Genomic DNA, 23,819 nt, shown 5'->3' on the forward strand with positions numbered 1-23,819 from the left:
GCAGTCACCACTCGATCGAGTAGTCCTGCGGCGGCGATCTTTACCCGTCTGAGCAGTGGTCTTGGGTTGGTACGGGGCCAATACTCGCATCGGCGAGAGGAGCCCGAGATGCCGAGGATCGATCGACGACAGCTGCTGGCCGCCGCTCCGGTGGCCGGGGCGGCCCTGCTCGCGGGCGGGAGGGCAGCGGGCGCGGCGCCGGCAGCGGACCCGGGGACGGCACCGGTGTCGGCGTCGCGGCCGGGTCCGTTGCTCGTCCGTCCGGACGACCCGCGCTACCCCGAGCTGACCGTGGGGAACAACCAGCGGTGGGTCTCGCGGCCCGACCACGTGGTCGTCGCCGTGTCGCCGCAGGACGTGGTGTCCGCGGTCCGGGACGCGGTCGGCACCGGACGGCGGCTGGCCGTGCGCAGCGGAGGGCACTGCTACGAGGACTTCGTGCACAACGCGGAGACCGACGTCGTGCTGGACCTGTCCGAGCTGCGTGCGGTGGGCCTCGACGCGGGGGAGCGGGCGTTCTTCGTCGAACCGGGTGCGACGCTGCTCCAGGTCTACGAGTCGCTCTACCGGCGCTGGGGCGTGACGATCCCCGGCGGCTCGTGCTACTCCGTCGGTGCCGGGGGCCACATCATGGGCGGCGGCTACGGGCTGCTGTCCCGCCGCCACGGTCTGACGGTCGACCACCTCCACGGCGTGGACGTGGTGGTCGTGGGGGCGGACCGGTCGGTCCGTCAGGTCCGGGCCACGCGCACGCGGCACCGCGACCTCTGGTGGGCCCACACGGGCGGGGGAGGCGGGAACTTCGGCGTCGTGACCCGCTACCTGCTGCGGTCGCCGGGCGACCCCGCCGACCTGCTGCCCCGGCCGCCGTCCACGGTGCTGCTGCGGGCGGTCGCCGTGGACTGGGCCGGGCTGGACAGGGACCGGTTCGTCCGGCTTGTGGGGAACTACGGCAGGTGGCACGAGGCCAACAGCGGCCCGGACGCCGCGGCGGGCGGGCTGTCGGCGATCCTCGCGCTGAACCACAGCAGCGCGGGGGCGGTCGCGCTGCTCGCCCAGACGGACGGCGACGAGGCCGGGGCGGCGGAGCGGATCGACCGGTTCTTCACCGAGGTGCTGGGCGGCGTCGGCCTCGCGGCGCGGCCCGTGACCGAGCCCGTCCTCGAGATCGGGGCACTGCCCGAGCTGGCCGAGGCGCGCCGCCTGCCCTGGCTGCACGCGGTGCGACTGCTCGGCACCAACACCCCCGCGCTGACGGACCCGACGCGCCGCGCCGACCACAAGGCCGCGTACTTCCGCCGTGGGCTCACCGGGCGGCAGGCCGCCGTGCTGCACGACCACCTGACCGGGGCCGCTCCCGCCAACCCGGACGCCGGCGTGGTCCTGTTCGGGTACGGCGGCCGGATCAACGCCGTCGACCCGACGGCGACCGCCGTCGCGCAGCGCGACAGCGTGCTGAAGCTGCTCGTGCAGTCGTTCTGGACCGATCCCGGTGACGACGACGCCAACGTGCGCTGGACCCGCGAGCTGTACCGGGACCTGTTCGCCGACACCGGAGGCGTGCCGGTGCCCGGCGACGTGACGGACGGCTGCTACATCAACTACCCGGACACGGACCTCGGCGACGAGCGCTGGAACACCTCCGGCGTGCCGTGGAGCGAGCTGTACTACAAGCAGAACTACCAGCGCCTGCAGCAGGTCAAGCGGCGGTGGGACCCGACGAACACGTTCCGGCACGCGCAGTCCGTCGCGCTGGACTGACGTGGCGCCGGACCGACGCGGCGACGGACCGACGTGACACCGGACCGAGGCGCCGCCGGGTGTCAGGAGCCGCGGCCCTGGAGCATGATCGTCCTGGCCATCTCGGTGCGGCTGCGGACCCCGAGCTTGACGAAGGCGTGCCGTAGGTGGGTGTCCACGGTGTGGGGGGAGAGACCCAGCGTGCGGGCGACCGACTTGTTGGTCATGCCGGTCACGACGAGCCACACGACCTTCAGCTCCGCCTCGGTGAGCCCCGCGGTGACGGCGGGGTCGTGCCGCGGCGGGGCGTCCGGGGCGGGTACCGCCGACCGCAGCGCGTCGGCGAGCGTACGCCTGCGATGTTCGGACAGGCTCCGGTGGACGGACCGTCTGACCAGCTCGCTGCGGAACCGGAGGGTGCGGCTCGTGCCGGTCAGGACGCCGGCCGCCACCGCCTCCTCGACCGAGCGCGTCACCCCGATCGAGCGCTGGCCGGTGAGCTCGCCCAGGAGGCTCAGGTCGATCCGCCCCGGGAAGGCGGAGGCGTTCCTGAGCAGGGTCCGCGTGTCCACCGACAGGCCGGCCAGCCAGCGGGTGGCCACGGCGGTGGCGACGTGCTCGGGGACGCCGGGCCCGCGCGCCGCCCCTGTCCCGGCCGACCGGCCGAGGCCGATCAGTGTCTCGATGAGGTAGGCGTTGCCGTCGCACTCGGTGTGCACGCGCCGGGCGAGGGCTGCGGGGAGCAGCCCGACCCGGTCCCCGTAGAGGCGGTCGATCTCGGGCGCGCCCAGCGGGCGCAGGCTCAGCTCTGCCACGGGCAGGTCGTCGAACACGGCGAAGTTGTCCGGGCCGTCGTCGGCGGGCCGTCGTCGGCCGCCGAGCAGCCACAGGACCGGGGCCCCGCGCAGCTCGGAGACCAGGTGGTGCACCGCAGACGCGCTCGACCGGTCGGCGAGGTGGAAGTCGTCGATGACGATCAGCAGGGGTGTGCCGGCGGCGAGGTCCGCCAGGAGGCCCCTGAGGCGCTCCAGGAGGTCGAGGCGTGCGCCGGCCTCGCCGTCGACCCACCGGATCCGCGCGAGCCGGTCGCCGGCGAGGTGCGCGAGGCAGTGGTCGTGGAGCACCCGGAACAGGGTCCGCAGCGGGATCTCCGGGTCGGAGAGCAGCGCCGCGGCGCTGGGTGCCGGGATGCGCAGGCAGGCCGCCGCGGCGCGCGCCGCCTCGAGCGCCCTGCTCTTGCCGGTTCCCGCCCACCCGGTGACGAGGTAGCAGCTCACGGCGGTCGAGCGGGTACGGCCCGTCTGCCGTACGACCTGGTCCAGGTGGTCGAGCGCCTCGCCGAGGCCGAGGACGCGGGCCCCGGTCACGGCGGCCGTCGAGCGTAGTGTGGGCAACAGCTCTCCATCGAGGTCGGCGAACCTGTGCGTTGGGCCGTGACGTCGCGGGGGGTGTCTGGACACGTGCGTCCGTGCAGGTCAGCCTGCTGTGTTCGGTGAGCGAACGCAAGGAAAGTCCGCGGGGCGGGCCGGGGTGCCCGCGTGCGCTAGGATGTTGGGGCTGCCTGTGGCAGCTCCCTGGGACCTCGGCCCCGCGGACGCGATGCCCGGATCACCGATCCGGTCGCCACGTTCCATCGGCTGGTCCCGCACCCGGTGTGGTCTCCCTCCACGGGAGAGCCGTGCCCGGGTGTGACCTTCACTCACTACAGGACAGGACATCACAGTGACTTCTGTGACCCGTGCGCGCCGTCAGGTGCGCCTGAGCCGTAAGCTGGGCCTCGCGCTCACGCCCAAGGCCGTCAAGCACTTCGAGAAGCGCCCCTACCCGCCCGGTGAGCACGGCCGTGCCCGCCGTCGCACCGAGTCGGACTACGCGGTGCGTCTGCGCGAGAAGCAGCGTCTGCGCGCGCAGTACATGCTTCGCGAGAAGCAGCTGCTCAAGGTGTACGAGAACGCCCGCAAGCAGGCCGGTCTGACCGGTGAGGTCATGGTCGAGGACCTGGAGACGCGTCTCGACTCGGTCGTGCTGCGTGCCGGTTTCGGCCGCACCATCCTGCAGGCGCGTCAGCACGTGACGCACCGCCACATCCTCGTGGACGGCAAGATCGTGGACCGCCCGTCGTTCCGCGTGAAGCCGGGCCAGACCATCCAGGTCAAGCCGAAGAGCCAGGCCACCGTGCCGTTCCAGGTCGCGGCCGCCGGTGCGCACCGCGACGTGCTGCCCGCCGTCCCCGGCTACCTCGACGTGCAGATCGAGAAGCTGTCGGCCACGCTGACCCGTGCGCCCAAGCGCGCCGAGGTCCCCGTGACCTGCGACGTGCAGATGGTCGTCGAGTTCTACGCTCGCTGATCCAGTCTGCTCAGCAGTCCAGGACGCCCCGTCCGCGCTTCGGCGCCGGCGGGGCGTCCTGCTGTGCAGGGGGCCCGTTCTCGCGGCGCGCTGGCGCCGGGCGGCGCCGGCGGCGGCGTCCGGGATAGGGTGGCGAACGGTTCCGTGCCGACGGGTCGCAGTCCGACCGGGCCGGACCTCAGCTGACCACCAGCGGACCTTCAGGCAAGGAGCTTGCGCATGACCCTCGGCGACCTCGGAGACGTGGCGGGACTGATCGCGGCGATCGCGTTCGTGCTCCTGGTGGGCTTTCTCGCCGTTCCCCTGTGGAAGCTGGGCAAGCTCCTCGACGAGGCGCGATCGAGCGTGCGGGACGTCACCGAGCACTCCGTCCCGATCCTCGACGAGGCCGCGAGCACCGTCGCGTCCGCGAACACGCAGCTCGTCAAGGTCGACACGATCACCACGTCGGCGGCGTCGGTCAGCGAGAACGTGTCCGCCCTGACGGGGCTGTACGCCGCAACGCTCGGCAAGCCGCTCGTCAAGGTCGCCGCCTTCTCCTACGGCGTGCGCCAGGCGTTCGGCCAGGCCAAGGGCCGGGCCGGCAAGCACACCGACCCGAACGCGAGCGCCACCGGGGCCGGCGCATGATCCGCCGCCTGTTCTGGGTGGGTGTCGGCGTGGCGGTCACGGTCGTCGTCATCCGCAAGGGCCGCCAGGTCGTGGCCCGGTACACGCCGGAGGCCGTGAGCGAGCGCGCCGCGGCCGCGGTGGACGACGCGGGCGTCCGGCTGGGCCGGATGGCGCACTCGTTCCGGTCCGACTTCACCACGGCCCGCGCCGAGCGCGAGGCCCAGCTCATGGCGTCCCTGCGGGGCGAGCTCCCGCGCCACGAGCTGTAGCGCCTGCCCGGACCGTTCAGCCGCACCTTTCAGTTTCCGTCTGCCCCTCCTGGAGCGGCAGAATAGGACCTGCGCCACGTAAGAAGCCTTACGTGTCTCGCGCCCCGTTCCCGTACGACCGAGAAGAAGGACCACTGACCTCATGCGCACCGCCGAGATCCGCAAGCGTTGGCTCGACTACTTCGAAGCTCAGGGTCACGCGGTGGTGCCGTCTGCGTCGCTGATCTCGCCGGACCCGTCGACGCTGTTCACCATCGCGGGCATGGTGCCCTTCATCCCGTACATGACGGCGCAGCAGACGCCGCCGTGGAAGCGCGCGACGAGCGTCCAGAAGTGCGTGCGGACGCTCGACATCGACGACGTCGGCAAGACGACGCGCCACGGCACGTTCTTCCAGATGAACGGCAACTTCTCGTTCGGCGACTACTTCAAGGCCGACGCCATCCGGATGGCCTGGGACTTCCTGACCGGTTCGCTGGACGACGGCAGGCTGGGTATCGACCCGGACCTGCTGTGGGTCACGGTCTACCACGAGGACGACGAGGCCAGGCAGCTCTGGAAGGACATCGTCGGGCTGCCCGACGAGCGCATCCAGGGGCTCGGCAAGAAGGACAACTACTGGTCCACGGGCCAGCCGGGCCCGGCCGGCCCGTGCTCGGAGATCTTCTACGACCGTGGTGCCGCCTACGGGCCGGACGGCGGGCCGCTGGTCGACGAGGGCGGTGACCGTTTCGTCGAGATCTGGAACCTCGTGTTCATGCAGTACGAGATCGACGAGGTGAGGTCCAAGGAGGAGTTCCGGATCCTCGGGGAGCTCGAGAACAAGAACATCGACACCGGCATGGGTCTCGAGCGTGTTGCCTTCCTGCTGCAGGGCAAGGACAACATGTACGAGATCGACGAGGTCTTCCCCGTCATCGAGGCCGCCGAGAAGCTCAGCGGCAAGAAGTACGGCGACAACCACGAGGACGACGTACGCATGCGCGTCGTCGCCGACCACGTCCGCTCGTCCCTGATGATCATCGGCGACGGCGTCCGCCCGTCCAACGAGGGCCGCGGCTACGTGCTGCGCCGTCTGCTGCGCCGCTCCGTGCGCGCGATGCGCCTGCTCGGGGTCGACGGCCTCGCCCTGACGTCCCTGCTGCCGGTCTCGAAGGACGCCATGGCGCCGTCCTACCCGGAGCTCGCCGAGAACTTCGAGCAGATCTCCGCGGTGGCCTACGCCGAGGAGGAGGCCTTCCGGCGCACGCTGGTCTCCGGCACCACGATCCTGGACAACGCCGTGACGAGCCTCAAGCGGCGCGCCGCCGACCAGGGTGGCACGGGCGACCGGGGCCTGGTCCTGCCGGGCGAGGCCGCCTTCCAGCTGCACGACACCTATGGCTTCCCGATCGACCTCACCCTCGAGATGGCCGCCGAGCAGGGTGTGCAGGTCGACGAGCGCGCCTTCCGCTCGCTCATGCAGGAGCAGCGTTCGCGCGCCCGCGCCGACGCCCTCGCCAAGCGCACCGGCGGGGCCGACGTCGCCGCCTACGAGGCCCTGGAGAAGGAGCTGACGGCCCCGGTCGAGTTCCTCGGATACACCCAGACCGACGCCTCCGTGCGTGTGGCCGGCCTGCTGAGCGGCGGCGTGCCCGCCCCGGCGGTCTCGGCCCCCGCCGAGGTCGAGGTCATCCTCGACCGCACCCCGTTCTACGCCGAGGCCGGTGGCCAGCTCGCCGACCACGGCACGATCGTGCTCGACGGTGGCGCGACCATCGAGGTCGACGACGTGCAGCGCCCCGTCAAGGGCCTGAGCGTGCACCGTGGTCGTCTGGTCGAGGGGACGGTGGCCCTGGGCGACCCGGGTACCGCGCAGATCGACACGGACCGGCGCAAGGCCATCAGCAGGGCCCACTCGGCCACGCACATGATCCACAAGGCCCTGCACGAGCTGGTGGGCCCCGACCGCACGCAGGCCGGTTCCGAGAACGCGCCGAGCCGTATCCGGTTCGACTTCCGCTCGCCGTCGGCCGTGCCGTCGTCGGCCCTGTCGGAGATCGAGGAGCGCGTCAACGTGCGTCTCGCCGACAACCTCGAGGTGACCGACGAGCTGATGCCGATCGCCAAGGCCCGCGAGGCCGGTGCCATGGCGCTCTTCGGTGAGAAGTACGGCGACGTCGTGCGTGTGGTCTCGATCGGTGACGACTGGTCGCGCGAGCTGTGCGCGGGCACGCACGTCCGGCAGACGGGTCAGCTCGGCCGCGTGACGCTGCTGGGGGAGTCGTCCATCGGTTCGGGCGTGCGCCGCGTCGACGCTCTGGTCGGTGACGGCGCCTACGGTTTCCAGGCCAAGGAGCACGCCCTCGTCGGCCAGCTCACGGGGCTGCTGAACACCCGCGCCGAGGAGCTCCCGGACCGCGTGGGGGCGCTGGTGTCCCGGCTCAAGGAGGCCGAGAAGGAGCTGGCCGCCGTGCGTCAGGGCCAGCTCCTGGCCGCCGCGGGCAGACTCGCCGCGGAGGCCCCCCGGGTGGGCGACGTCCGCGTCGTGGCGCACGACGCCGGCGAGGCCCAGGCCGACGACCTGCGCGCCCTCGTGCTCGACGTGCGGGGCCGCCTCGGTGAGGCCGAGCCCGTCGTGGCCGCCGCCGGCGGTGTGTCGGGCGGCCGCCCCGTCGTGGTGGTCGTGACCAACGCCGCCGCGCGCGAGGCGGGCTACAAGGCCGGCGACCTGGTCCGCACGGCGGCGCAGACGCTCGGTGGCGGTGGCGGCGGCAAGCCGGACATGGCCCAGGGCGGCGGCACCGACCCGGCCAAGCTGGGCGAGGCGCTGGCGGGGATCGCCGAGAGCGTGCGCCTGGCCGCCGTCGGCGCCTGACGGTGTCCGTGCCCGCAGGCGCCGAGCCGGGCCTCCCACGGGGGGCCCGGCTCGGGATCGACGTCGGCATGGCCCGGATCGGGCTCGCCGCCAGCGACCCCGACGGCCTCGTCGCCACCCCGGTGGAGACGGTGCCGCGGGTGCTCGCCGGTTCCGGCAAGCAGCCCGGTAAGCAGCCCGGTCAGCGGTCCGGCGGGGGCAAGCGGCCCGTCCGGAGCGCTGAGGGCACCACCGCCGACGTGACACGGATCGTCGCCGAGGCGGCGGAGCGCTTCGCCGCCGTCGTCTACGTGGGGCTGCCGCGGCACCTGTCCGGCAAGGAGGGTGCCGCGACGGCCGACGCGCGGTCCTTCGCGGCCCGCCTGGTGTCCGCTCTGGCGGCGGCGGGCGAGGACGCGGAGGTCCGTCTCGTGGACGAGCGGATGACCACCGTCTCGGCGCACCAGGCGCTGCACGCGGCGGGCCGGAAAAGTAAGCGGCACAGGTCCGTGATTGATCAGGCCGCAGCCGTTATCATTCTGCAATCTGCACTCGACGCGGAGCGGGCGAAGGGGGAGCGCGCCGGCGAGCTCGTCGAGGCGCGGACCGTGCACGACACGCACGACCGACCCAGTGGACCCCCCGACGAAGGACAGTGAGTCTCCGGTGACGGACCTCTTCACGGCGCCCCCGCGTAACCAGGCAGACCCCGCTTTCCCCGAACCGAGATCCAGCAGGCGCGCCCAGCGGCGGCGCAGACGCAACCGGCACGGACGTTCGCTCGTCGTGCTGCTGGTGGCCCTGGTGCTGGTCGGCGGCTCCGGCTACGCCGTCTGGATGAACCTCGACTCCCTGACCGGCCTGACCAACCCCCTCCAGTCCAAGGACTTCGCGGGGCCGGGCGGCGACCAGGTCGACGTCGAGATCCCGGAGGGCGCCACCGGCACCGCCATGGGGGAGTCGCTCTACGAGGCCGGTGTCGTCGCGAGCGTCTCCGCCTTCACGAAGGCGTTCGAGGCGAACCCGGACTCGGTGCTGATCCGGCCGGGCACCCACACGATGCTCGAGGAGATGCCGGCCAGGGACGCCGTGGCGCTGCTCGTGAAGAACGACACCGTGGACCTGCGGCTCACCATCCCCGAGGGCTACACGGCCGACCAGATCGTGGAGCGTGCCGTGCAGGTCACGGGCCTGCCCGCCAAGGACTTCGCGGCCGCGCTGAAGAAGCCCGCCGAGATCGGGCTGCCGAAGCAGGCCGACGGCGAGGTCGAGGGCTGGCTCTACCCCGACACCTACATGATCAAGCCGGACGACACCGCCGCCGACCTCCTGTCGCGCATGGTCGGCCGGACCACGTCCCTGCTCCGGAAGAAGGACGTGCCGGAGGCCGACTGGCAGGCCGTGCTGATCAAGTCCTCGCTCGTGGAGCGCGAGGGCCTGCATGCCGAGGACAAGCCCAAGATCGCGCGTGCGATCGAGAACCGGCTCGAGGACGACATGATCCTGCAGATCGACGCGTCGGTCGCGTACGGGGCCGGCAAGCCGGGCACCGAGCTGACGCGGGACGACCTCAACGACGAGAAGAACCGGTACAACACCTACCAGCACGAGGGCCTGCCGCCCGGCCCCATCGCCAACCCGGGCGAGGTGTCGATCGACGCGGTGCTGAACCCGGCACCGGGCGCCTGGAAGTTCTGGGTCACGGTCAATCTCGACACCGGGGAGACCAAGTTCTCCGAGACCCAGCCGCAGCACGAGGAGTACGTCCAGGAACTGCGGGCCTGGGAGGAAGCGAACGGGTGAATTCGCAGGTCGCGGGGGCTCCTGATGCTCCCGGGCCGTGAATCCCGGGAGTTGGCCGGGAATGTACGGATCGGGGTAGCGTTCGCGGCATCCGGGCTGTGATGGGATCGTGACATGCGATCGCGGCGTCGCGCGCCCGGCCCGAGACCAGGCGTGGATCGACCAGAGATCCAGGCAGTGCAGAGGATGGAGCGAGCGTGACCGAGGCCCTGCCCGGAGTGAATTACCAGGGGCCACCGCGGCACGCCAGCGGCTCTCGCGGCGGACGAGGGGATCGGGACGTGCACACCAGCCGGCGCGACAGGCGGTCGAACAGGCGGTCCAGGCGGTCGAGGCGACCCGTGATCGTCGCGGTGGTGGCCGCCCTCGTGGCCGTCGGTGCCCTGGCCGGGTGGACCGTGCTGAACGACGGGTACCTCTTCGGTCTGCGCACGCCCTTTGCCGCCCCCGACTACGAGGGCACCGGCGGTGAGCCGGTCACCGTCGAGGTGCCGCAGGGCAACGGGCACACGATCGGCGTGGCACTCGCGGAGCAAGACGTGGTCGCCAGCGCCGACGCCTTCGTCCACGCGTTCAACGCCAACCCGGACGCGAGCGCGATCCAGCCGGGCACCCGCGAGATGAAGCTGCGCATGAGCGCCGCCTCAGCCGTGGAGCTGCTGGCGCAGAACAAGGTGGACCGGAGCGGTCTGACGATCGTCGAGGGCCACACCGTGGCCCAGATCCAGCAGACGATGATCGACCAGGGCTGGCCGCAGGCGGACGTCGAGGCGGCCGTGGCCGACACCGAGGCGCTGGGCCTGCCCCCTGAGGCCGGCGGGCAGCTGGAGGGCTGGCTGGCCGCGAACTCGTACGACGTCACGCCCGACAACACGAGCGCGGCGGACGTCCTGAAGGAGGCGGTCGCCCTGACCGTGGAGGAGCTCGAGGAGCTGGGCGTGCCGGCCGACCAACGCAACGAGCTGGTCATCAAGGCGTCGCTGGTCGAGCGCGAGGCACCGGACGAGTACCGCGGCCAGGTCGCCCGGGTCATCGAGAACCGGCTCGCGGCGGACGAGCCGCTCGGCCTGGACGCGATCGACTCCTACGGCCGCAAGAAGCCGTCGCACGAGATCACGAGGGACGAGTTCAACGACGAGTCGTTCCCGTACGCCTCCCGCGTGGTCGCGGGGCTGCCGCCGACCGCCATCGGTGCACCGAGCATGGCGTCGCTCGAAGCCGTCCTGAACGCGCCCGAAGGGCCGTGGCGGTGGTACGTGACGGTGAACCTCGACTCGCAGGAGACGAAGTTCACCGACAGCTACGACGAGTTCCTGGTCTTCAAGGACGAGTACCAGGCCTGGGCAGCGGAGAACGGCTACTGATCATGAGCACCACGACCACGCACAGGGCCGCAGTGCTCGGCCACCCCGTCGCCCACTCCCTGTCCCCGGTGCTGCACAGCGCGGCCTACCGTGCCCTGGGGCTGGACGGCTGGGAGTACGGCGTCCACGACGTCACCGAGGACACCCTGCCGGGGTTCCTGCGGGGCCTGGAGCCGCACTGGGCCGGCCTGAGCCTGACCATGCCGCTCAAGCACGCGATCATCCCCCTGCTGGACCACGTGGAGCCCCTCGCCGAGGCGGTGGGCGCGGTGAACACCGTGCTGTTCTCCACGGTCGGTGGTGCCGGCCGCGGCGCCCGCTCGACGACGGGCACCAACACCGACGTGCACGGCATCGTCGCGGCGCTGCGCGAGGGCCTCGGCGCCCGTCGTGCCGGCGACGCCGTCGTCCTGGGCGGGGGAGCCACGGCGGCGTCGGCCCTCGCGGCGGTCGCGGAGCTCGGCTGCACCTCGCGGCGGGTCTTCGTGCGGTCCCTCGACCGGATCGGGCCGCTGCGTGAGGCCGTGGCGCGAATGGGCGTGAGCCCGTCGTTCGAGGTGTTCGACGAGCGCGCGACGACGTCGGCCCTCGCGGCGGCGGACGTCGTGGTCTCCACGACGCCGAAGCACGCGGCCGACACCTGGGCGCCCCTGCTGACCGACCTGTCGACGGGCACGGGGGAGAAGCCCCGCGGCGTGCTGCTCGACGTCGTCTACGACCCTCGGCCCACCGCCCTGCAGACGGCGTGGGCCGCGCTCGGGGCCGACGCCGTGGGCGGGGAGCGCATGCTGCTGCACCAGGCCGCCGAGCAGGTGCGCCTGATGACGGGACGTCCCGCGCCGCTGGCGGCGATGGACGAGGCGCTGCGCGCGGCACTGGGCTGACGGCGCTGGGTTCTCGGGCGCTGGGCTGACGGCGCTCTGCTGACGGCCTGTGGACAGCGGGCGCCGAGTGGGTGTCACGCGTGAAAGAATCCGAGCATGCTGCGTTGGTTGACATCGGGTGAGTCGCACGGTCCTGCCCTGGTAGGGATGATGGAAGGTCTGCCCGCCGGGGTGGAGCTGACCACATCGGACATACAGGACGCGCTCGCGCGTCGGCGTCTCGGGTACGGCCGGGGCGCACGCATGAAGTTCGAGCAGGACCAGGTGCGCGTCGTCGGCGGGCTGCGCCACGGGATCACGCAGGGCGGCCCGCTCGCGATCGAGATCGCCAACACGGAGTGGCCCAAGTGGACCGACGTCATGTCGGCCGACCCGGTGCCGCCGGAGGCGCTGCTGGTCGACGCGGGCACCGGTGACGAGCGCGAGGTGGCCCGCAACCGCCCGCTCACCCGCCCGCGCCCCGGGCACGCCGACCTGGTCGGCATGCGCAAGTACGGCTTCGAGGACGCCCGGCCCGTGCTGGAGCGCGCCTCGGCCCGCGAGACCGCGGCCCGCGTCGCGCTCGGCGTGGCCGCCGCGAAGTTCCTCGAGCAGGCGCTCGGCATCCGCCTGGTGTCGCACGTGGTCGCCATCGGCGAGGCGGCGGCGCCCGACGACGCAGCGGCGCCGACCCCCGACGACGTCGCCGCGCTCGACGCCGACCCGGTGCGCTGCTTCGACGCCGCGTCCTCGAAGCTCATGGTCGAGGAGATCGACCTGGCCAAGCGGGACGGCGACACCCTCGGCGGTGTGGTCGAGGTGCTCGCCTACGGTGTGCCGTCCGGCCTCGGCACCTACGTGCAGGGCGACCGCAGGCTCGACGCGCGCCTCGCCGCGGCCCTCATGGGCATCCAGGCGATCAAGGGCGTCGAGGTGGGCGACGGCTTCCGCACCGCGCGCCGCCGTGGCACGGCGGCCCACGACGAGATCGTGCGGGGCGCCGACGGCATCGAGCGCACCACCAACCGCGCGGGCGGCATCGAGGGCGGCATGTCGAACGGCGAGATCGTGCGCGTCCGCGCCGCGATGAAGCCGATCTCGACGGTTCCCCGCGCCCTGCCGACCGTCGACACCGCGACCGGCGAACCCGTCACCGCGCACCACCAGCGGTCCGACGTGTGCGCCGTGCCGCCCGCCGCCGTGGTCGCCGAGGCGATGGTCGCCCTCACGCTGGCCGAGGCCGCGTGCGAGAAGTTCGGTGGCGACTCCGTGGCCGAGGTGCGCCGCAACCTGCGGTCCTACGTCGCCGCGATCCCGGACCTGCTGCGGTGAGCGGGCCCGTCGCGGTCATGATCGGGCCGCCAGGATCCGGCAAGTCGAAGGTGGGGCGCATCCTCGCGGCAGGCCTGGGCGTCACGGTCCGGGACACCGACGCCGACATCGAGACGGCGGCGGGCAAGCCGGTCAGCGAGATCTTCGTGGACGACGGCGAGCCCCGGTTCCGCGAGCTCGAGCGCGATGCGGTGCTGGCGGCCCTCGCCGAGCACGACGGCGTGCTGTCGCTCGGCGGCGGCGCGGTCATGAACGCCGCCACCCAGGACGCGCTCGAGAAGTACGCGGCGGACGGTGGCCACGTCGTGTTCCTGGACGTGCCGCTGGCGATCGCCGCCCAGCGTGTCGGCATGAACCAGGCGCGGCCGCTGCTGCTCGGCAACCCGCGTGCGCAGTGGCAGAAGCTGATGACGCAGCGACGGCCCACCTACGAGCGGCTCGCCACGCTGACCATCGTGTCGAGCGAGCGGCCCGGCGAGCAGGTGGCGACCGAGATCATCGAGGCCCTGGGCCTCGCGCAGGAGGTTCCCGAGCTGGTGGACCCGAAGAACCTGGTGGACGCCCAGGACCCGCAGGACCGGCGGGAGTCGAAGGACCCGAAGGACAAGGAGAGCACCACGTGAGCACCGACAGCGCTCCGACACGGATCACCGTGCGGGGCGACGCGCCGTACGACGTCGTCATCGGCCGCCACCTGCTGGGCGAGCTGCCGTCGCTGGTGGGCGCCGCCCGCAAGGTGATGGTGATCCACCCGGCCGCGCTGTCCGCGACGGCCGACACGATCGCGGAGGACCTCAAGGCGTCGGGCTACGAGGCGTTCGTGGCCGAGGTGCCCGACGCGGAGGAGGCCAAGACGCCCCAGGTCGCGGCGTTCCTGTGGGGCCTGCTCGGTCAGCTGGACTTCACGCGTTCGGACGCGATCGTCGGCGTCGGCGGGGGAGCGACGACCGACCTGGCTGGTTTCGTGGCCGCCACCTGGCTGCGCGGGATCCGCGTCGTACACGTGCCGACCACCCTGCTCGCCATGGTCGACGCCGCGGTGGGCGGCAAGACGGGCATCAACACGTCCGAGGGCAAGAACCTCGTGGGCGCCTTCCACCCGCCGGCCGGTGTGCTGTGCGACCTGGCGGCGCTCGGCTCGCTCGACAAGTGGGACCTCGTCGCAGGGCTGGCCGAGGTGGTCAAGACCGGCTTCATCGCCGACCCGGTGATCCTCGACCTGGTCGAGGCGCACGTCGACGAGCTGCGGGGCTGGGCCGGCGCGGACGCCACCGACGAGACCTGGGCCGTGGTGGCCGAGCTCGTCGAGCGTTCGGTCCGGGTCAAGGCCCAGGTCGTCGGCGAGGACCTCAAGGAGGCCGGCCTGCGCGAGATCCTGAACTACGGGCACACCCTGGGGCACGCCATCGAGCTCGCCGAGCGCTACCAGTGGCGGCACGGTGCCGCGGTGAGCGTGGGCATGGTCTTCGCCGCGGAGCTCGCGCGGATGGCGGGCAAGCTGCCCGACGACGTCGCCGACCGGCACCGCGCCATCCTGTCCTCGCTCGGGCTGCCGGTGCACTACCGGGGCGACCGCTGGGACCAGCTGCTGTCCGCGATGCGGCGCGACAAGAAGACGCGCGGTGACCTGCTGCGGTTCGTCGTGCTGGACGACATCGGCAAGCCGGTGCGCCTGGAGGGGCCCGATCCGACGATCCTGGCCGCCGCCTACGCGGAGGTGTCCAAGGAGCCCCCGGCGAAGGGGCCGTGCACGCCGGTCACGCTGACGCTGGGCTGAGAGTCCCGGGCTGGGTCCCCGGGCTGTCAGCCGACGCCGGCGATGGGCATGATCGGTCCGCTGACCTCGACGGAGACCGGTACGTCGGTGCGGCCGAGGGCGGCAGCGAGGTCACGGCCGACGTCGTCGAGGGACTGCCCGGCGGGCAGTTCCTCGATGGTGAACTGGAGACCTGAGCCGTCGTTCTCGGGGCTGCCGGTCGTGACCCGGATGCCGGGTATCAGCCCGGGTCGCATCGCCTCCAGGACGAGCTTCTGCAGCTCCGCGGGGCGGAACGCCGCGGCCTGGACGACGACCCGCAGCTTCTCGGGGGCGGCGTCGATCTGTTCGCGCAGGGTCGCGCTCGGGTCGCCGAACCAGGTGACCGTGACCGTGGTGCGGTCCTCGGAGATCGCCACGGAGCCGAAGTCCGGGTCGCTTTGCACCGCGGTCTGTAGCCTGTCGATCCACTCGACCGTCGCGTCACCGATCGGGGCGTGCCGCAGCTCGCCCGGGTCCAGACCTGCTTCCGGGTCCGGGACCGGGACGCGCCCGTACGGGGGCTGCCCAGGCGGGGCCAACGACAGCGAGGGCGTCGCGAAAGGCTGCAACGGCGCGGCCCCGCCCCGCGGGGTCGCGTCGTGCGCCGTGGCTGCGAGCACGACTCCCGTCGAGGCGACACCGGCAGCGACTGCTACGGCGGCGAGCAGCACGGTGCGCCGACCACGTCGTGGCGGGCGCGGCGCAGGGTCGTCGGGAACACCGTCCGAGCTGCTCATCACCTGATTCTCGACGGGCACCGACGCGTGCGCAAGGTCCCGACCGCTGCACACCGAGGGTGATCTTGTCCCATTTTGAGCGCTTGCGGGGTGGATGAGGCCTACCGTCCGAGGCACAGGGGGAAGCCGCGCACGGCCCGTTCGTGCGCCGACCGAGAGGTGCCCACGTGCGCAAGGTCTACAACCTCCCACCCGGCTGGCCCGCTCCGCCCGTCGACTGGAGCCCCGATCCGGCGTGGGAGCCGGACCCGGGAAGAGTGCCGCCGGGATGGCAGCTCTGGGTCGACGTACCGGACACGGCGATGATCGGCAGCGATGCCGTGGTCGTCGACGTCCCGGACGAGGCGGCGGGGAGAACGACCCGCCGCAGGCCGCTGCGGGTTCTCGGGGCGGTGGCGGCGGGCGTGGTCGTCTTCCTCGTCGGTGTCGGCGTCGGCGTCGGGGGCGGGGACCAGGGTGCCGCGGCGGCTCGGTCCGAGATCAAGACGCTCACGCGTGCTCAGAAGACGCTCGAGACCGACCAGGCCGAGCTCGCGGAGGACGCGAAGGACCTCGAGGCCAGGGAGGCCGCCGTCGCGCAGAAGGAGGAGAAGGTGACAGGCCGTGAGGAGGCGGTCAGGACCGCCGAGAACCAGGTCGCGACGAGGGAGTCAGAGGTCGACGAACGCGAGGCAGCGGTGGAGGCGGCCGAGGCCGCGGCCCTCGCCGGAGCCGCGGGCGGGGGATCCTCGGACGACGGCGCCGCGGACACGGGCGGCACGGAGATGGGCAGCGCGGAGTACTACGACAACTGCGACGCGGCGCGGGCCGCCGGAGCCGCGCCCGTGTACAGCGGGGACCCTGGTTACGGTTCGCACCTGGACCGGGACGGTGACGGCGTGGGCTGTGAGTGACGGCCGGGCCTGTCAGCGTGCGGTCACCCCAGAGCGTGCGGTCACTCCCGAGCGTGCGGTCACTCCCAGAGGCCGCGCCCGATCAGGAGGTCCTTGAGCAGGTCGGCGCGGTCGGTGACCAGCCCGTCCACGCCCTGGTCGATGAGCGTGTCCATCTCGTCCGGGTCGTCGATGGTCCAGACGTGCACCTTCTTGCCGAGGGTGTGCGCTGCCTCGATCGTCGCGCCGTCGACCACGGTGATCGACCCCTCGCCGACCGGGACCTGGAGCGCGTCGACGTCGCGCAGCGCGCGCCGGACCAAGGGCCGCACGCGCAGACGCACCCCGGCGAGGAACGTTCTGACCTCGGCACGCCCGGCCGACGTCGCGACGGGGCGGGACAGCCGCCCGACCGTCCCGCGGCGCAGGGCGGCGTCGAAGGAGGTGACGCACACGCGGTCCCAGGACCCCGTCCGCTCGATGGCCCGGGCCACGGCCCCCACGCCGGAGACGTGCTTGACGTCGATGTTGACCCGCAGCGCCGGCCAGCCGCCCAGCAGGTCCTCGAGGAGCGGGACGGGCTCCCGGCCGGCGATGCGCGCCTCGCGGACCTCGGACCAGGGCAGCTCGGCGACGAGGCCGGTGCCGTCGGTGGTGCGGTCGAGGGACTCGTCGTGCAGGGCGACGGCCACGCCGTCGGACGTGCCGTGCGCGTCCGTCTCGACGTAGCGGTAGCCGAGGTCGACGGCGGCACCGAACGCCGCCAGCGAGTTCTCCAGACCCTCGGTGCCGGCCGAGGCGTGCGCGAATCCGCGGTGGGCGAGGGCTTGGAACGGCCCCTCGAAGTAGGTCACTGGCTGTCCCTCGTATCTCGGTGCTGCGTCTCGGTGCTGCGTCTCGGTGCTGCGTCTCGGTGCTGCGTCTCGTGCTGCGCCGTGTCTCGGTCGTGCGCTGGTCGGTCCTATGTCGCGTCGCGGGCACCGACGGCGGCGCCCACCCGGGTCCTCGTCCATTCCAACATGCCGTCGAGGTAGGCCTCGCGTGGTCCGTCGGCCGACAGCGTCAGGTCGTGGACGCCGCCCGGTACGACCAGCTCGGTGACGTCGAGCCCGAGGCACGGCACGAGCGCCGCCATCTGCTGCACGTCGAGCACGGTGTCCTGCGCGTCGAGCAGCGGGTTGTCGAGCGTGTCGGGACCGGACGAGTCGGACCGGGCGAGCAGCACGGGGCACGCGATGTCGAGTCCGGCGGCGACCCGGGCCTGGCCGCGCCGCACGGCGACGAACCACGCGACCCTGCTGGGTACACCCTCCGGACGCTTGAGCGTGGTGTCGAACTCCCAGCGTCCGCCGTTGGCGGCGAGCAGATGCTCCGCGTACCGGGACGGGCCCTCGCTGACGACGGCGGTCGCGGCGAGGTGACCGACGGTGTCCAGCACCCGCGTGCCGAAGGTCCGTTTCCAGCGCGGGGCGTGCAGGTCGAGGAACGGTGAGTCGAGCACGAGTGCGTCGGGCCCGGCGTCGGCACCGGCCGCGTTCCGGTGCGCGTGCGCCCACAGGGCCGCGGTGAGCCCGCCCGTGGAGTGTGCGTGCACGACGAGCGGCAGCCCGGGCTCGAGGGCACGCACGGCCCGTGCGGCGGCCGCGATGTCGGTGGCCTGCTCGCGCAGGTCCATCACGAAGTGCGGGATCTGGTCGGGCTGCAGTGAGCGGCCCGCGGCCCGCAGGTCGACGGCGTAGAACGCGAAGCCGGCCGCGGCGAACACGCGGGCCAGGTGCGTCTGGAAGAAGTAGTCGTTGTAGCCGTGCACGTGGATGACGGCGGCGTGCGGCTCGGGAACGTCGGCCGGTCGCGGGTAGCGCACCAGGGTCGCGGGTCCGAGCGGGGTCTCCTCGAACGGTTCACCGAGCAGGCGGTCGGTGCGCCAGCCGTGCGTGACCTGCGGCGACTCGGGCAGGGGCGGTACGGGCACGAGTGGATCGTAGCCCGGTCCGGTGACGGTGCCCGGCACGACGGGCCGGTGCGGTCCCGGTCGGCTCATCCTCGGAGGGATGGGTCCGGCCGGCTGAGCGAAGCCCCATGGCAGGATGTCCGGCATGCGAAATATCGGCCGGAGCGTGCAGTCGTCGATCTACCGCAACGGGGTCTACGGCCGCCGGCCGGTCGTCCCCACCAGCCCCGACGCGCTCGCCACCGCGGCCAGACGGCGGATGAACCGTGCCGCCTGGTCCTACGTCGCCGGGGGTGCCGGGGCGCAACGCACCGTCACGGCCAACCGGGAGGCGTTCGGCCGCTACCCGATCGTGCCGCGGCAGATGGTCGACGTGGGGGAGCGGTCGCTGGCCACCACGCTGCTCGGCCGCGACCTGCCCGCACCCCTGCTGTTCGCGCCCGTCGGCGCGCTGGAGCTCGCAGTACAGCACCAGCGCACCGGCGCGGGCCGGCCGGCCGCACCACGCAACGCCGCACCACGCAACGCCGAGCCGGCGCTCGCCCACGCCGCCCGCGACCTCGGCCTGCCCGTCGTCATCTCCACCCAGGCATCGGTACCCATGGAGGACACCGCGGCGGCCCTCGGCGACAGCCCCCGCTGGTTCCAGCTCTACTGGTCCTCCGACGACGCGCTCGTCGAGTCGTTCGTCAACCGCGCCGAGGCCACCGGCTGCGAGGCCCTGGTCGTCACCCTCGACACCCACGTGCTCGGCTGGCGCACCATGGACCTCGACCTCGGCTACCTGCCCTTCGCCCGCGCGGAGGGCATCGCCCAGTACCTCACCGACCCCGCGTTCCAGAAGCTCGTCGAAGCACGCGTCCGCGAAGCGACACCACCCGCCGAGGCACCGGCCCGGCCCACGATCGCCGCCGTCCGCTCCCTGCTCTCCATGGCCGCGCACCACCCAGGACCCACCCTGCGCAACCTGACCCAGCCCTACGCCCGCGCCGCCGTCGAGACCTTCCTCGACGTCTTCTCCCGCTCCACCCTCACCTGGACAGACCTGGCCTGGCTGCGCCGACGCACCACCCTGCCCATCCTTGTCAAGGGCATCCAGCACCCCGACGACGCCCGTGCCGCCCTCGACCACGGAGCCGACGGCATCATCGTGTCCAACCACGGCGGACGCCAGATCGACAACGCCGTCGCCTCGCTCGACACCCTCGCCCCGATCGTCGACGCCGTCCGCACGCACTCGGGCGCCGATCCGGCCGGGCCTCCCGTCCCCGTCCTGTTCGACTCCGGTATCCGCACCGGAGCCGACGTCTTCACCGCACTCGCCCTCGGCGCCGACGCAGTCCTCCTCGGCCGCCCCTGGGTCTACGGCCTCGCCCTCGCCGGAGCCGACGGCGTCCGCGCCGTCACCCAGCACGTCCTGGCCGAGCTCGACCTCACGATGGCGCTCGCGGGCGTAGCGAGCACCGCGCAGATCGGGCGGCACAACCTGGCACTCTGACCGGTCGTCCGGCCTGGGCCGGGCGGCGGTCGGTATGAGATCGTGACCGGCCCGGCGCCCACGCTTCATGTGATCCGGGCAGACTGCGGCCATGACCGACGCCCCCCGCCGACCCGACGTACCGGCCTCCGGAACGACGAACGCTCCGCCCACCCCGACGATGGGGCTGGAGCTGCAGGAGGGCGCGCGGATCCCACGCCGCCAGGTCTTCTCCTGGGCACTGTGGGACTGGGGCACCCAGCCGTTCAACACGGTGATCCTCACCTTCGTGTTCACCGCGCTGTACCTGACCACGGAGTCGTTCCTCGAACCGGGTGTCGCGGCCCTCGGGGAGAACAGCCCCGCCTACCAGCGTGGGCTCGCCGAGCTGACCAGCGGTCTGGGCTTCTGGAACGCCCTCGCCGGCGTGCTCATCTTCCTGCTCGCCCCGGTGCTGGGACAGCGCGCCGACGCCACCGGCCGGCGCAAGGCCTGGCTCGCGGGCGCCACCGCGGGCATGGTCCTGTGCATGCTCTCGCTGTGGTTCGTCGAGGCAGACCCGGCCTACTTCGTCTTCGGCGCCGCCGTGATCGGCCTGGGCAGCGTGCTGAGCGAGATCGCCGGCGTCAACTACAACGCGATGATGGTGTCCGTCGCGACCCCAAGGACCGTCGGCAAGGTGTCCGGCCTCGGCTGGGGCCTCGGCTACGTCGGCGGCATCCTCATGCTCCTCCTCGTCGTGGTCGCGAACAGCTCCCAGTGGTGGGGCATGCCCACCGACAACGGCCTCGCGTTCCGCATCATCGCGGTGGCCTGCGCACTGTGGGCGCTCGCGTTCGTGTGGCCGATCTTCGCGTTCGTCCCGGAGCTCGCTCCCACGAAGGGCCGGCCCAAGGTCGGCTTCTTCGCCGGCTACGTCGTGCTCTTCCGTGACATCCAGGCCCTGTGGCGCACCTCCCGGCGCACCTTCTGGTTCCTGGCGGCCAGCGCCGTGTACCGGGACGGGCTGAGCGGGGTCTTCGCGTTCGGCGCGATCATCGGGAGCGTGAGCTTCGGCTTCTCCGCCGACCAGGTGATCGTCTTCGGCATCGCGGCCAACCTGGTCGCCGGCGTGAGCACCGTGCTCGTCGGCCGCCTCGACGACCGGTTCGGTCCTCGGTCGGTCATCCTCGGCGCGCTCGGCGTCATCGTCGTCGCGGGGCTCGCCGTGGTCTTCCTGCGCGACCTCGGCCCCGTCGTCTACTGGATCGGCGGGCTGACCCTGTCGGCGTGCGTCGGCCCCGCGCAGGCGGCGTCCCGGTCCTACCTCGCCCGGGTGACCCCCGCGGGCAAGGAGTCCGAGATCTTCGGTCTCTACGCCACCACCGGGCGCGCGACCTCGTGGCTGTCGAGCTCCCTGTGGACCGTCGCGATCGTCGCGACCGGCGCGACCATCTGGGGCACCCTCGGAATCGTCACCGTCGTGCTCGTCGGCCTCGTGCTGATGTGGTTCGTGCGCGACGCGCCGTCCGCCGAGGCGCCGTCCGCCGACGCGTGAGACGCACGGCGGCGGGCGCGGTCAACGCGCCGTCCGCCGCCCCGGGCCCTTCAGCCACGCCTGGATCCGGTCCAGGTCGGCCAACGGCGCCAGGTGCCACAGCTTCTCCGGGTTGATCACGCCGCGGATCGCCGCGAGCCGCCCGTCGGAGACCTCGAACGCCCACGTGCCGATCAGGCCGCCGCCCAGGGCCTCGTCCGCCATGATGAGCAGCCCCGGCTCGCCACCGACCAGCGCCCGCTCGAACCGGAACGGCCCGCCCCGGCGCATGAAGCTCGCCAGCATCCGCGCGACCGTGACCCGGCCCGCTACCGGCCGGGCGAGCGACATACCCCGCGGCACGTTCCCGCCGCTGTCGCCCGAGAGCACCACGTCCTCGGCCAGCAGCTCGAGGAACGAGTCCACCGCACCCTCCTCGCAGGCCGCCAGGAATCTGGTCACGAGCTCGTCGGCACGCGCCCGCTCGGCCCGGCCCCCACCTGAGCTGTCCCGCCGTCCCGCGATCCGTCGTCTGGCCCGCGACGCCAGCTGGCGTGCGGCGACCTCGCTCGTGCCGATGACGTCGGCCGCGTCGGCGTGCGGAAAGCCGAGCACGTCGTGCAGCAGGAACGCCGCGCGCTCGGCCGGGGTCAGCGTCTCCAGCAGCACCAGGAACGCCGTCGACAGGTCGTCGGCCAGCTCCGCGTGCGCCGCGGCGTCGGCGGGCGGGGCCGACATCGCGACGGGGAGGGTCGACTGCACCGGGCCTACCAGCGGCTCCGGCAGCCACTCACCCACGTAGGACTCCCGCCGCACCCGGGCCGACCGCAGCACGTCGATCGCTATGCGCGTCGTCACGGTGGTCACGAACGCGTCGGGGTTGCGCACACCCTCCGCCTGGGAGAGCCGTACCAGGGCCTCCTGCACCACGTCCTCCGCCTCGGTGACGCTGCCCAGCATCCGGTAGGCCACCGTGAACGCGAGGGGACGCAGCCGGTCCAGCGCGGCGCCGTCGAGCCGGGCGTCGCCCTTCGGTGAGCTGCCGGGTGTCTGTGCGCTGCCGGGCTGCGAGGAATCGGGTTCCGTCATGAGGACATGCTCTCGCGTCATGCTCCGATGACGATATGCGAGCGTCGGACGTGACGGCCGTGCCGCGACTGCAGCATCTGCTGCGGGATGGCCCGTCTGATGCGGGGTCTGTTGCGGGGGTCTGTTGCGGGCGCGGCCGTCTGTTGGGGGCGGCCGGTCAGCGCGCGCATCGCGTCGATGCCGTAGCTCATGCCCTCCTCGGCATCCGGAACGAGCTGAGGCGCTCGCGCTCGTACATGCTCGGCGACGTGCCGCGCCGAGCCCCCGGGCTCGCGATGTACTCGGCGAACTTCTCCATGGCACGGCGGGACGGCGACGAGCAGAGGAGCCGTTACTGCGGGCGCATGAAGAGTTATCCACAGATTTCAGTTTGGCCCTGCAGCCCGTACGAGTGTTCGAGATAATGGGATCAGCGAACAGGCGACGGGCGGGGGGTGAGTGCTGGTGGTGCAGTCGACGAACGGGACGGCCCCTGGTGGTCTGCCTCCTGGTGGTCTGCCTCCTGCCCGGTCGGTCGAGGACGCGCTGGCGCGGATCGAGGACGCGGTAGCTGACCTCACGGTCCTGACTGACCCGGAGGTGTTGGAAGGGTGGGACGCACCCAGTGTGAGCCGGTTGGTCGACGCGCATGCGCGGATCCGGCGGGTGACGGGCCGCTTGGACGGTGTCCGATACACCCTGCTGCCTCGGATCGAGGCGGAAGGGTCGTGGCGGTCGGGTGGTGTGGCGCGTACGTTCGCGTCCTGGCTGCGGGTGCGTGAGGGTGTCTCGGCGGGGACGGCGCGTAAGGACGTGCTGATGGCCCGCCGCCTGGTCACGTCGCTGCCGGTGACGCGGGAGCGGTTGGTCGCGGGAACCGTGGGTGTGGATCATGTGCGGGTGTTGACGCAGGTCGCGCCGACCAGCGAGACGCGTACGGATGCGTTGGCGTGGTTGATCGATACCCGTACGGGTGAGACGACGACACCGGAACAGTTCGTGCAGAGCGTCGCGGTGGATGTCCCGGACCCGGTGGATGTCCCGGACCCGGTGGATGACCCGGACGGGTCCCGCACCCGCGCGGTGGTCACCCGGGTGCTGCAGGACGCGGTCACCGACGGGACGCTGGTCACGGGTGAGGGCCTGGTCCTGTGTCAAGCCCCGGGTTTGGTGGAGAGCTGGTTAGTTGGTTTCCAGGCTTGCCGGGACCGGGTGGGCAGCGGCGTGTAGGG

General features: G+C 72.5%; 22 protein-coding genes. 16 read left to right on the forward strand and 6 right to left on the reverse strand.

Annotated elements, in window-relative coordinates; all coding sequences use genetic code 11:
* The first annotated feature begins 108 nt into the window (after positions 1-108).
* On the forward strand, positions 109-1,761 hold the full coding sequence (locus ACYVK7_RS13425) for an FAD-binding oxidoreductase (RefSeq protein WP_460888220.1): 1,653 nt from the start codon (positions 109-111) through the stop codon (positions 1,759-1,761).
* A 62-nt stretch (positions 1,762-1,823) separates the two neighbouring features.
* Here ACYVK7_RS13425 and ACYVK7_RS13430 read toward each other — a convergent pair whose 3' ends face one another.
* Positions 1,824-3,134, reverse strand: coding sequence for a LuxR family transcriptional regulator (locus tag ACYVK7_RS13430; RefSeq protein ID WP_460888221.1), 1,311 nt, complete (start codon positions 3,132-3,134; stop codon positions 1,824-1,826).
* Positions 3,135-3,462: 328 nt separating this feature from the next.
* Here ACYVK7_RS13430 and rpsD point away from each other — a divergent pair, with 328 nt between their 5' ends.
* From rpsD to aroB, 11 genes are all read left to right on the forward strand, one after another.
* Positions 3,463-4,089 carry a 30S ribosomal protein S4 gene (gene rpsD / locus ACYVK7_RS13435; RefSeq protein ID WP_460888222.1) on the forward strand — a complete coding sequence of 209 codons (627 nt, stop codon included), beginning with the start codon at positions 3,463-3,465 and terminating at the stop codon, positions 4,087-4,089.
* Positions 4,090-4,308: 219 nt separating this feature from the next.
* Positions 4,309-4,719, forward strand: coding sequence for a DUF948 domain-containing protein (locus ACYVK7_RS13440; protein WP_460888223.1), 411 nt, complete (start codon positions 4,309-4,311; stop codon positions 4,717-4,719).
* Positions 4,716-4,970, forward strand: a complete 255-nt coding sequence (locus ACYVK7_RS13445; RefSeq protein ID WP_460888224.1) for a hypothetical protein — start codon at positions 4,716-4,718, stop codon at positions 4,968-4,970. Before ACYVK7_RS13440 ends, ACYVK7_RS13445 begins: the two co-directional genes overlap by 4 nt.
* A 142-nt stretch (positions 4,971-5,112) precedes the next feature.
* Positions 5,113-7,827, forward strand: coding sequence for an alanine--tRNA ligase (alaS, locus tag ACYVK7_RS13450; protein WP_460888225.1), 2,715 nt, complete (start codon positions 5,113-5,115; stop codon positions 7,825-7,827).
* A 68-nt stretch (positions 7,828-7,895) separates the two neighbouring features.
* On the forward strand, positions 7,896-8,465 hold the full coding sequence (gene ruvX, locus ACYVK7_RS13455; RefSeq protein ID WP_460888243.1) for a Holliday junction resolvase RuvX: 570 nt from the start codon (positions 7,896-7,898) through the stop codon (positions 8,463-8,465).
* A 7-nt stretch (positions 8,466-8,472) separates the two neighbouring features.
* Positions 8,473-9,609, forward strand: a complete 1,137-nt coding sequence (gene mltG / locus ACYVK7_RS13460) for an endolytic transglycosylase MltG (RefSeq protein ID WP_460888226.1) — start codon at positions 8,473-8,475, stop codon at positions 9,607-9,609.
* Positions 9,610-9,950: 341 nt separating this feature from the next.
* Positions 9,951-10,973 (forward strand): endolytic transglycosylase MltG, encoded by a 1,023-nt coding sequence (locus ACYVK7_RS13465; RefSeq protein ID WP_460888227.1) that lies wholly within the window; start codon positions 9,951-9,953, stop codon positions 10,971-10,973.
* A gap of 2 nt (positions 10,974-10,975) precedes the next feature.
* On the forward strand, positions 10,976-11,857 hold the full coding sequence (locus ACYVK7_RS13470) for a shikimate dehydrogenase (RefSeq protein ID WP_460888228.1): 882 nt from the start codon (positions 10,976-10,978) through the stop codon (positions 11,855-11,857).
* A gap of 96 nt (positions 11,858-11,953) precedes the next feature.
* Positions 11,954-13,168 carry a chorismate synthase gene (gene aroC / locus ACYVK7_RS13475; RefSeq protein ID WP_460888229.1) on the forward strand — a complete coding sequence of 405 codons (1,215 nt, stop codon included), beginning with the start codon at positions 11,954-11,956 and terminating at the stop codon, positions 13,166-13,168.
* A complete protein-coding gene (locus tag ACYVK7_RS13480; RefSeq protein WP_460888230.1) occupies positions 13,165-13,791 on the forward strand; it encodes a shikimate kinase in 627 nt (208 codons plus the stop codon). Before aroC ends, ACYVK7_RS13480 begins: the two co-directional genes overlap by 4 nt.
* Complete coding sequence (aroB, locus tag ACYVK7_RS13485) at positions 13,788-14,945, forward strand: 3-dehydroquinate synthase (protein WP_460888231.1); 1,158 nt, start codon at positions 13,788-13,790, stop codon at positions 14,943-14,945. The genes ACYVK7_RS13480 and aroB overlap by 4 nt, the downstream gene beginning before the upstream one ends.
* Before the next feature lie 26 nt (positions 14,946-14,971).
* Here aroB and ACYVK7_RS13490 read toward each other — a convergent pair whose 3' ends face one another.
* Complete coding sequence (locus tag ACYVK7_RS13490; protein ID WP_460888232.1) at positions 14,972-15,703, reverse strand: hypothetical protein; 732 nt, start codon at positions 15,701-15,703, stop codon at positions 14,972-14,974.
* A gap of 167 nt (positions 15,704-15,870) precedes the next feature.
* Here ACYVK7_RS13490 and ACYVK7_RS13495 point away from each other — a divergent pair, with 167 nt between their 5' ends.
* Positions 15,871-16,596 carry an excalibur calcium-binding domain-containing protein gene (locus ACYVK7_RS13495; RefSeq protein ID WP_460888233.1) on the forward strand — a complete coding sequence of 242 codons (726 nt, stop codon included), beginning with the start codon at positions 15,871-15,873 and terminating at the stop codon, positions 16,594-16,596.
* A gap of 59 nt (positions 16,597-16,655) precedes the next feature.
* Here ACYVK7_RS13495 and ACYVK7_RS13500 read toward each other — a convergent pair whose 3' ends face one another.
* Both ACYVK7_RS13500 and ACYVK7_RS13505 read right to left on the reverse strand, forming a co-directional pair.
* Positions 16,656-17,429, reverse strand: a complete 774-nt coding sequence (locus ACYVK7_RS13500; RefSeq protein ID WP_460888234.1) for a glycerophosphodiester phosphodiesterase family protein — start codon at positions 17,427-17,429, stop codon at positions 16,656-16,658.
* Between the two features lie 107 nt (positions 17,430-17,536).
* Positions 17,537-18,547 (reverse strand): alpha/beta fold hydrolase, encoded by a 1,011-nt coding sequence (locus ACYVK7_RS13505; RefSeq protein WP_460888235.1) that lies wholly within the window; start codon positions 18,545-18,547, stop codon positions 17,537-17,539.
* A gap of 124 nt (positions 18,548-18,671) precedes the next feature.
* On the opposite strand from ACYVK7_RS13505, the gene ACYVK7_RS13510 reads away from it, so the two are divergent.
* Positions 18,672-20,024, forward strand: a complete 1,353-nt coding sequence (locus tag ACYVK7_RS13510) for an alpha-hydroxy-acid oxidizing protein (RefSeq protein ID WP_460888236.1) — start codon at positions 18,672-18,674, stop codon at positions 20,022-20,024.
* 91 nt (positions 20,025-20,115) lie between these two features.
* Positions 20,116-21,540, forward strand: coding sequence for an MFS transporter (locus tag ACYVK7_RS13515; RefSeq protein WP_460888237.1), 1,425 nt, complete (start codon positions 20,116-20,118; stop codon positions 21,538-21,540).
* Between the two features lie 21 nt (positions 21,541-21,561).
* Here ACYVK7_RS13515 and sigJ read toward each other — a convergent pair whose 3' ends face one another.
* Together sigJ and ACYVK7_RS13525 are read right to left on the reverse strand one after the other, a co-directional pair.
* The gene (gene sigJ / locus ACYVK7_RS13520) at positions 21,562-22,608 is read right to left on the reverse strand and encodes an RNA polymerase sigma factor SigJ (protein WP_460888238.1); all 1,047 of its coding nucleotides are present in this window, start codon (positions 22,606-22,608) and stop codon (positions 21,562-21,564) included.
* Between the two features lie 17 nt (positions 22,609-22,625).
* A complete protein-coding gene (locus tag ACYVK7_RS13525) occupies positions 22,626-22,799 on the reverse strand; it encodes a hypothetical protein (protein WP_460888239.1) in 174 nt (57 codons plus the stop codon).
* A 415-nt stretch (positions 22,800-23,214) separates the two neighbouring features.
* Between ACYVK7_RS13525 and ACYVK7_RS13530 the strand changes: the two genes are divergently transcribed.
* A complete protein-coding gene (locus ACYVK7_RS13530; protein WP_460888244.1) occupies positions 23,215-23,817 on the forward strand; it encodes a DUF222 domain-containing protein in 603 nt (200 codons plus the stop codon).
* Positions 23,818-23,819: the final 2 nt, after the last annotated feature.

Source organism: Promicromonospora xylanilytica (genome assembly GCF_054782895.1).

Coding starts and splice junctions, on each gene's coding strand:
- ACYVK7_RS13515 (WP_460888237.1), top strand. CDS start 20,116: ATGACCGACGCCCCCCGCCGACCCGACGTACCGGCCTCCGGAACGACG.
- sigJ (WP_460888238.1), bottom strand. CDS start 22,608: ATGACGGAACCCGATTCCTCGCAGCCCGGCAGCGCACAGACACCCGGC.
- ACYVK7_RS13510 (WP_460888236.1), top strand. CDS start 18,672: ATGCGAAATATCGGCCGGAGCGTGCAGTCGTCGATCTACCGCAACGGG.
- aroC (WP_460888229.1), top strand. CDS start 11,954: ATGCTGCGTTGGTTGACATCGGGTGAGTCGCACGGTCCTGCCCTGGTA.
- ruvX (WP_460888243.1), top strand. CDS start 7,896: ATGGCCCGGATCGGGCTCGCCGCCAGCGACCCCGACGGCCTCGTCGCC.
- ACYVK7_RS13425 (WP_460888220.1), top strand. CDS start 109: ATGCCGAGGATCGATCGACGACAGCTGCTGGCCGCCGCTCCGGTGGCC.
- ACYVK7_RS13445 (WP_460888224.1), top strand. CDS start 4,716: ATGATCCGCCGCCTGTTCTGGGTGGGTGTCGGCGTGGCGGTCACGGTC.
- ACYVK7_RS13490 (WP_460888232.1), bottom strand. CDS start 15,703: ATGAGCAGCTCGGACGGTGTTCCCGACGACCCTGCGCCGCGCCCGCCA.
- ACYVK7_RS13440 (WP_460888223.1), top strand. CDS start 4,309: ATGACCCTCGGCGACCTCGGAGACGTGGCGGGACTGATCGCGGCGATC.
- ACYVK7_RS13525 (WP_460888239.1), bottom strand. CDS start 22,799: ATGAGCTACGGCATCGACGCGATGCGCGCGCTGACCGGCCGCCCCCAA.
- alaS (WP_460888225.1), top strand. CDS start 5,113: ATGCGCACCGCCGAGATCCGCAAGCGTTGGCTCGACTACTTCGAAGCT.
- ACYVK7_RS13470 (WP_460888228.1), top strand. CDS start 10,976: ATGAGCACCACGACCACGCACAGGGCCGCAGTGCTCGGCCACCCCGTC.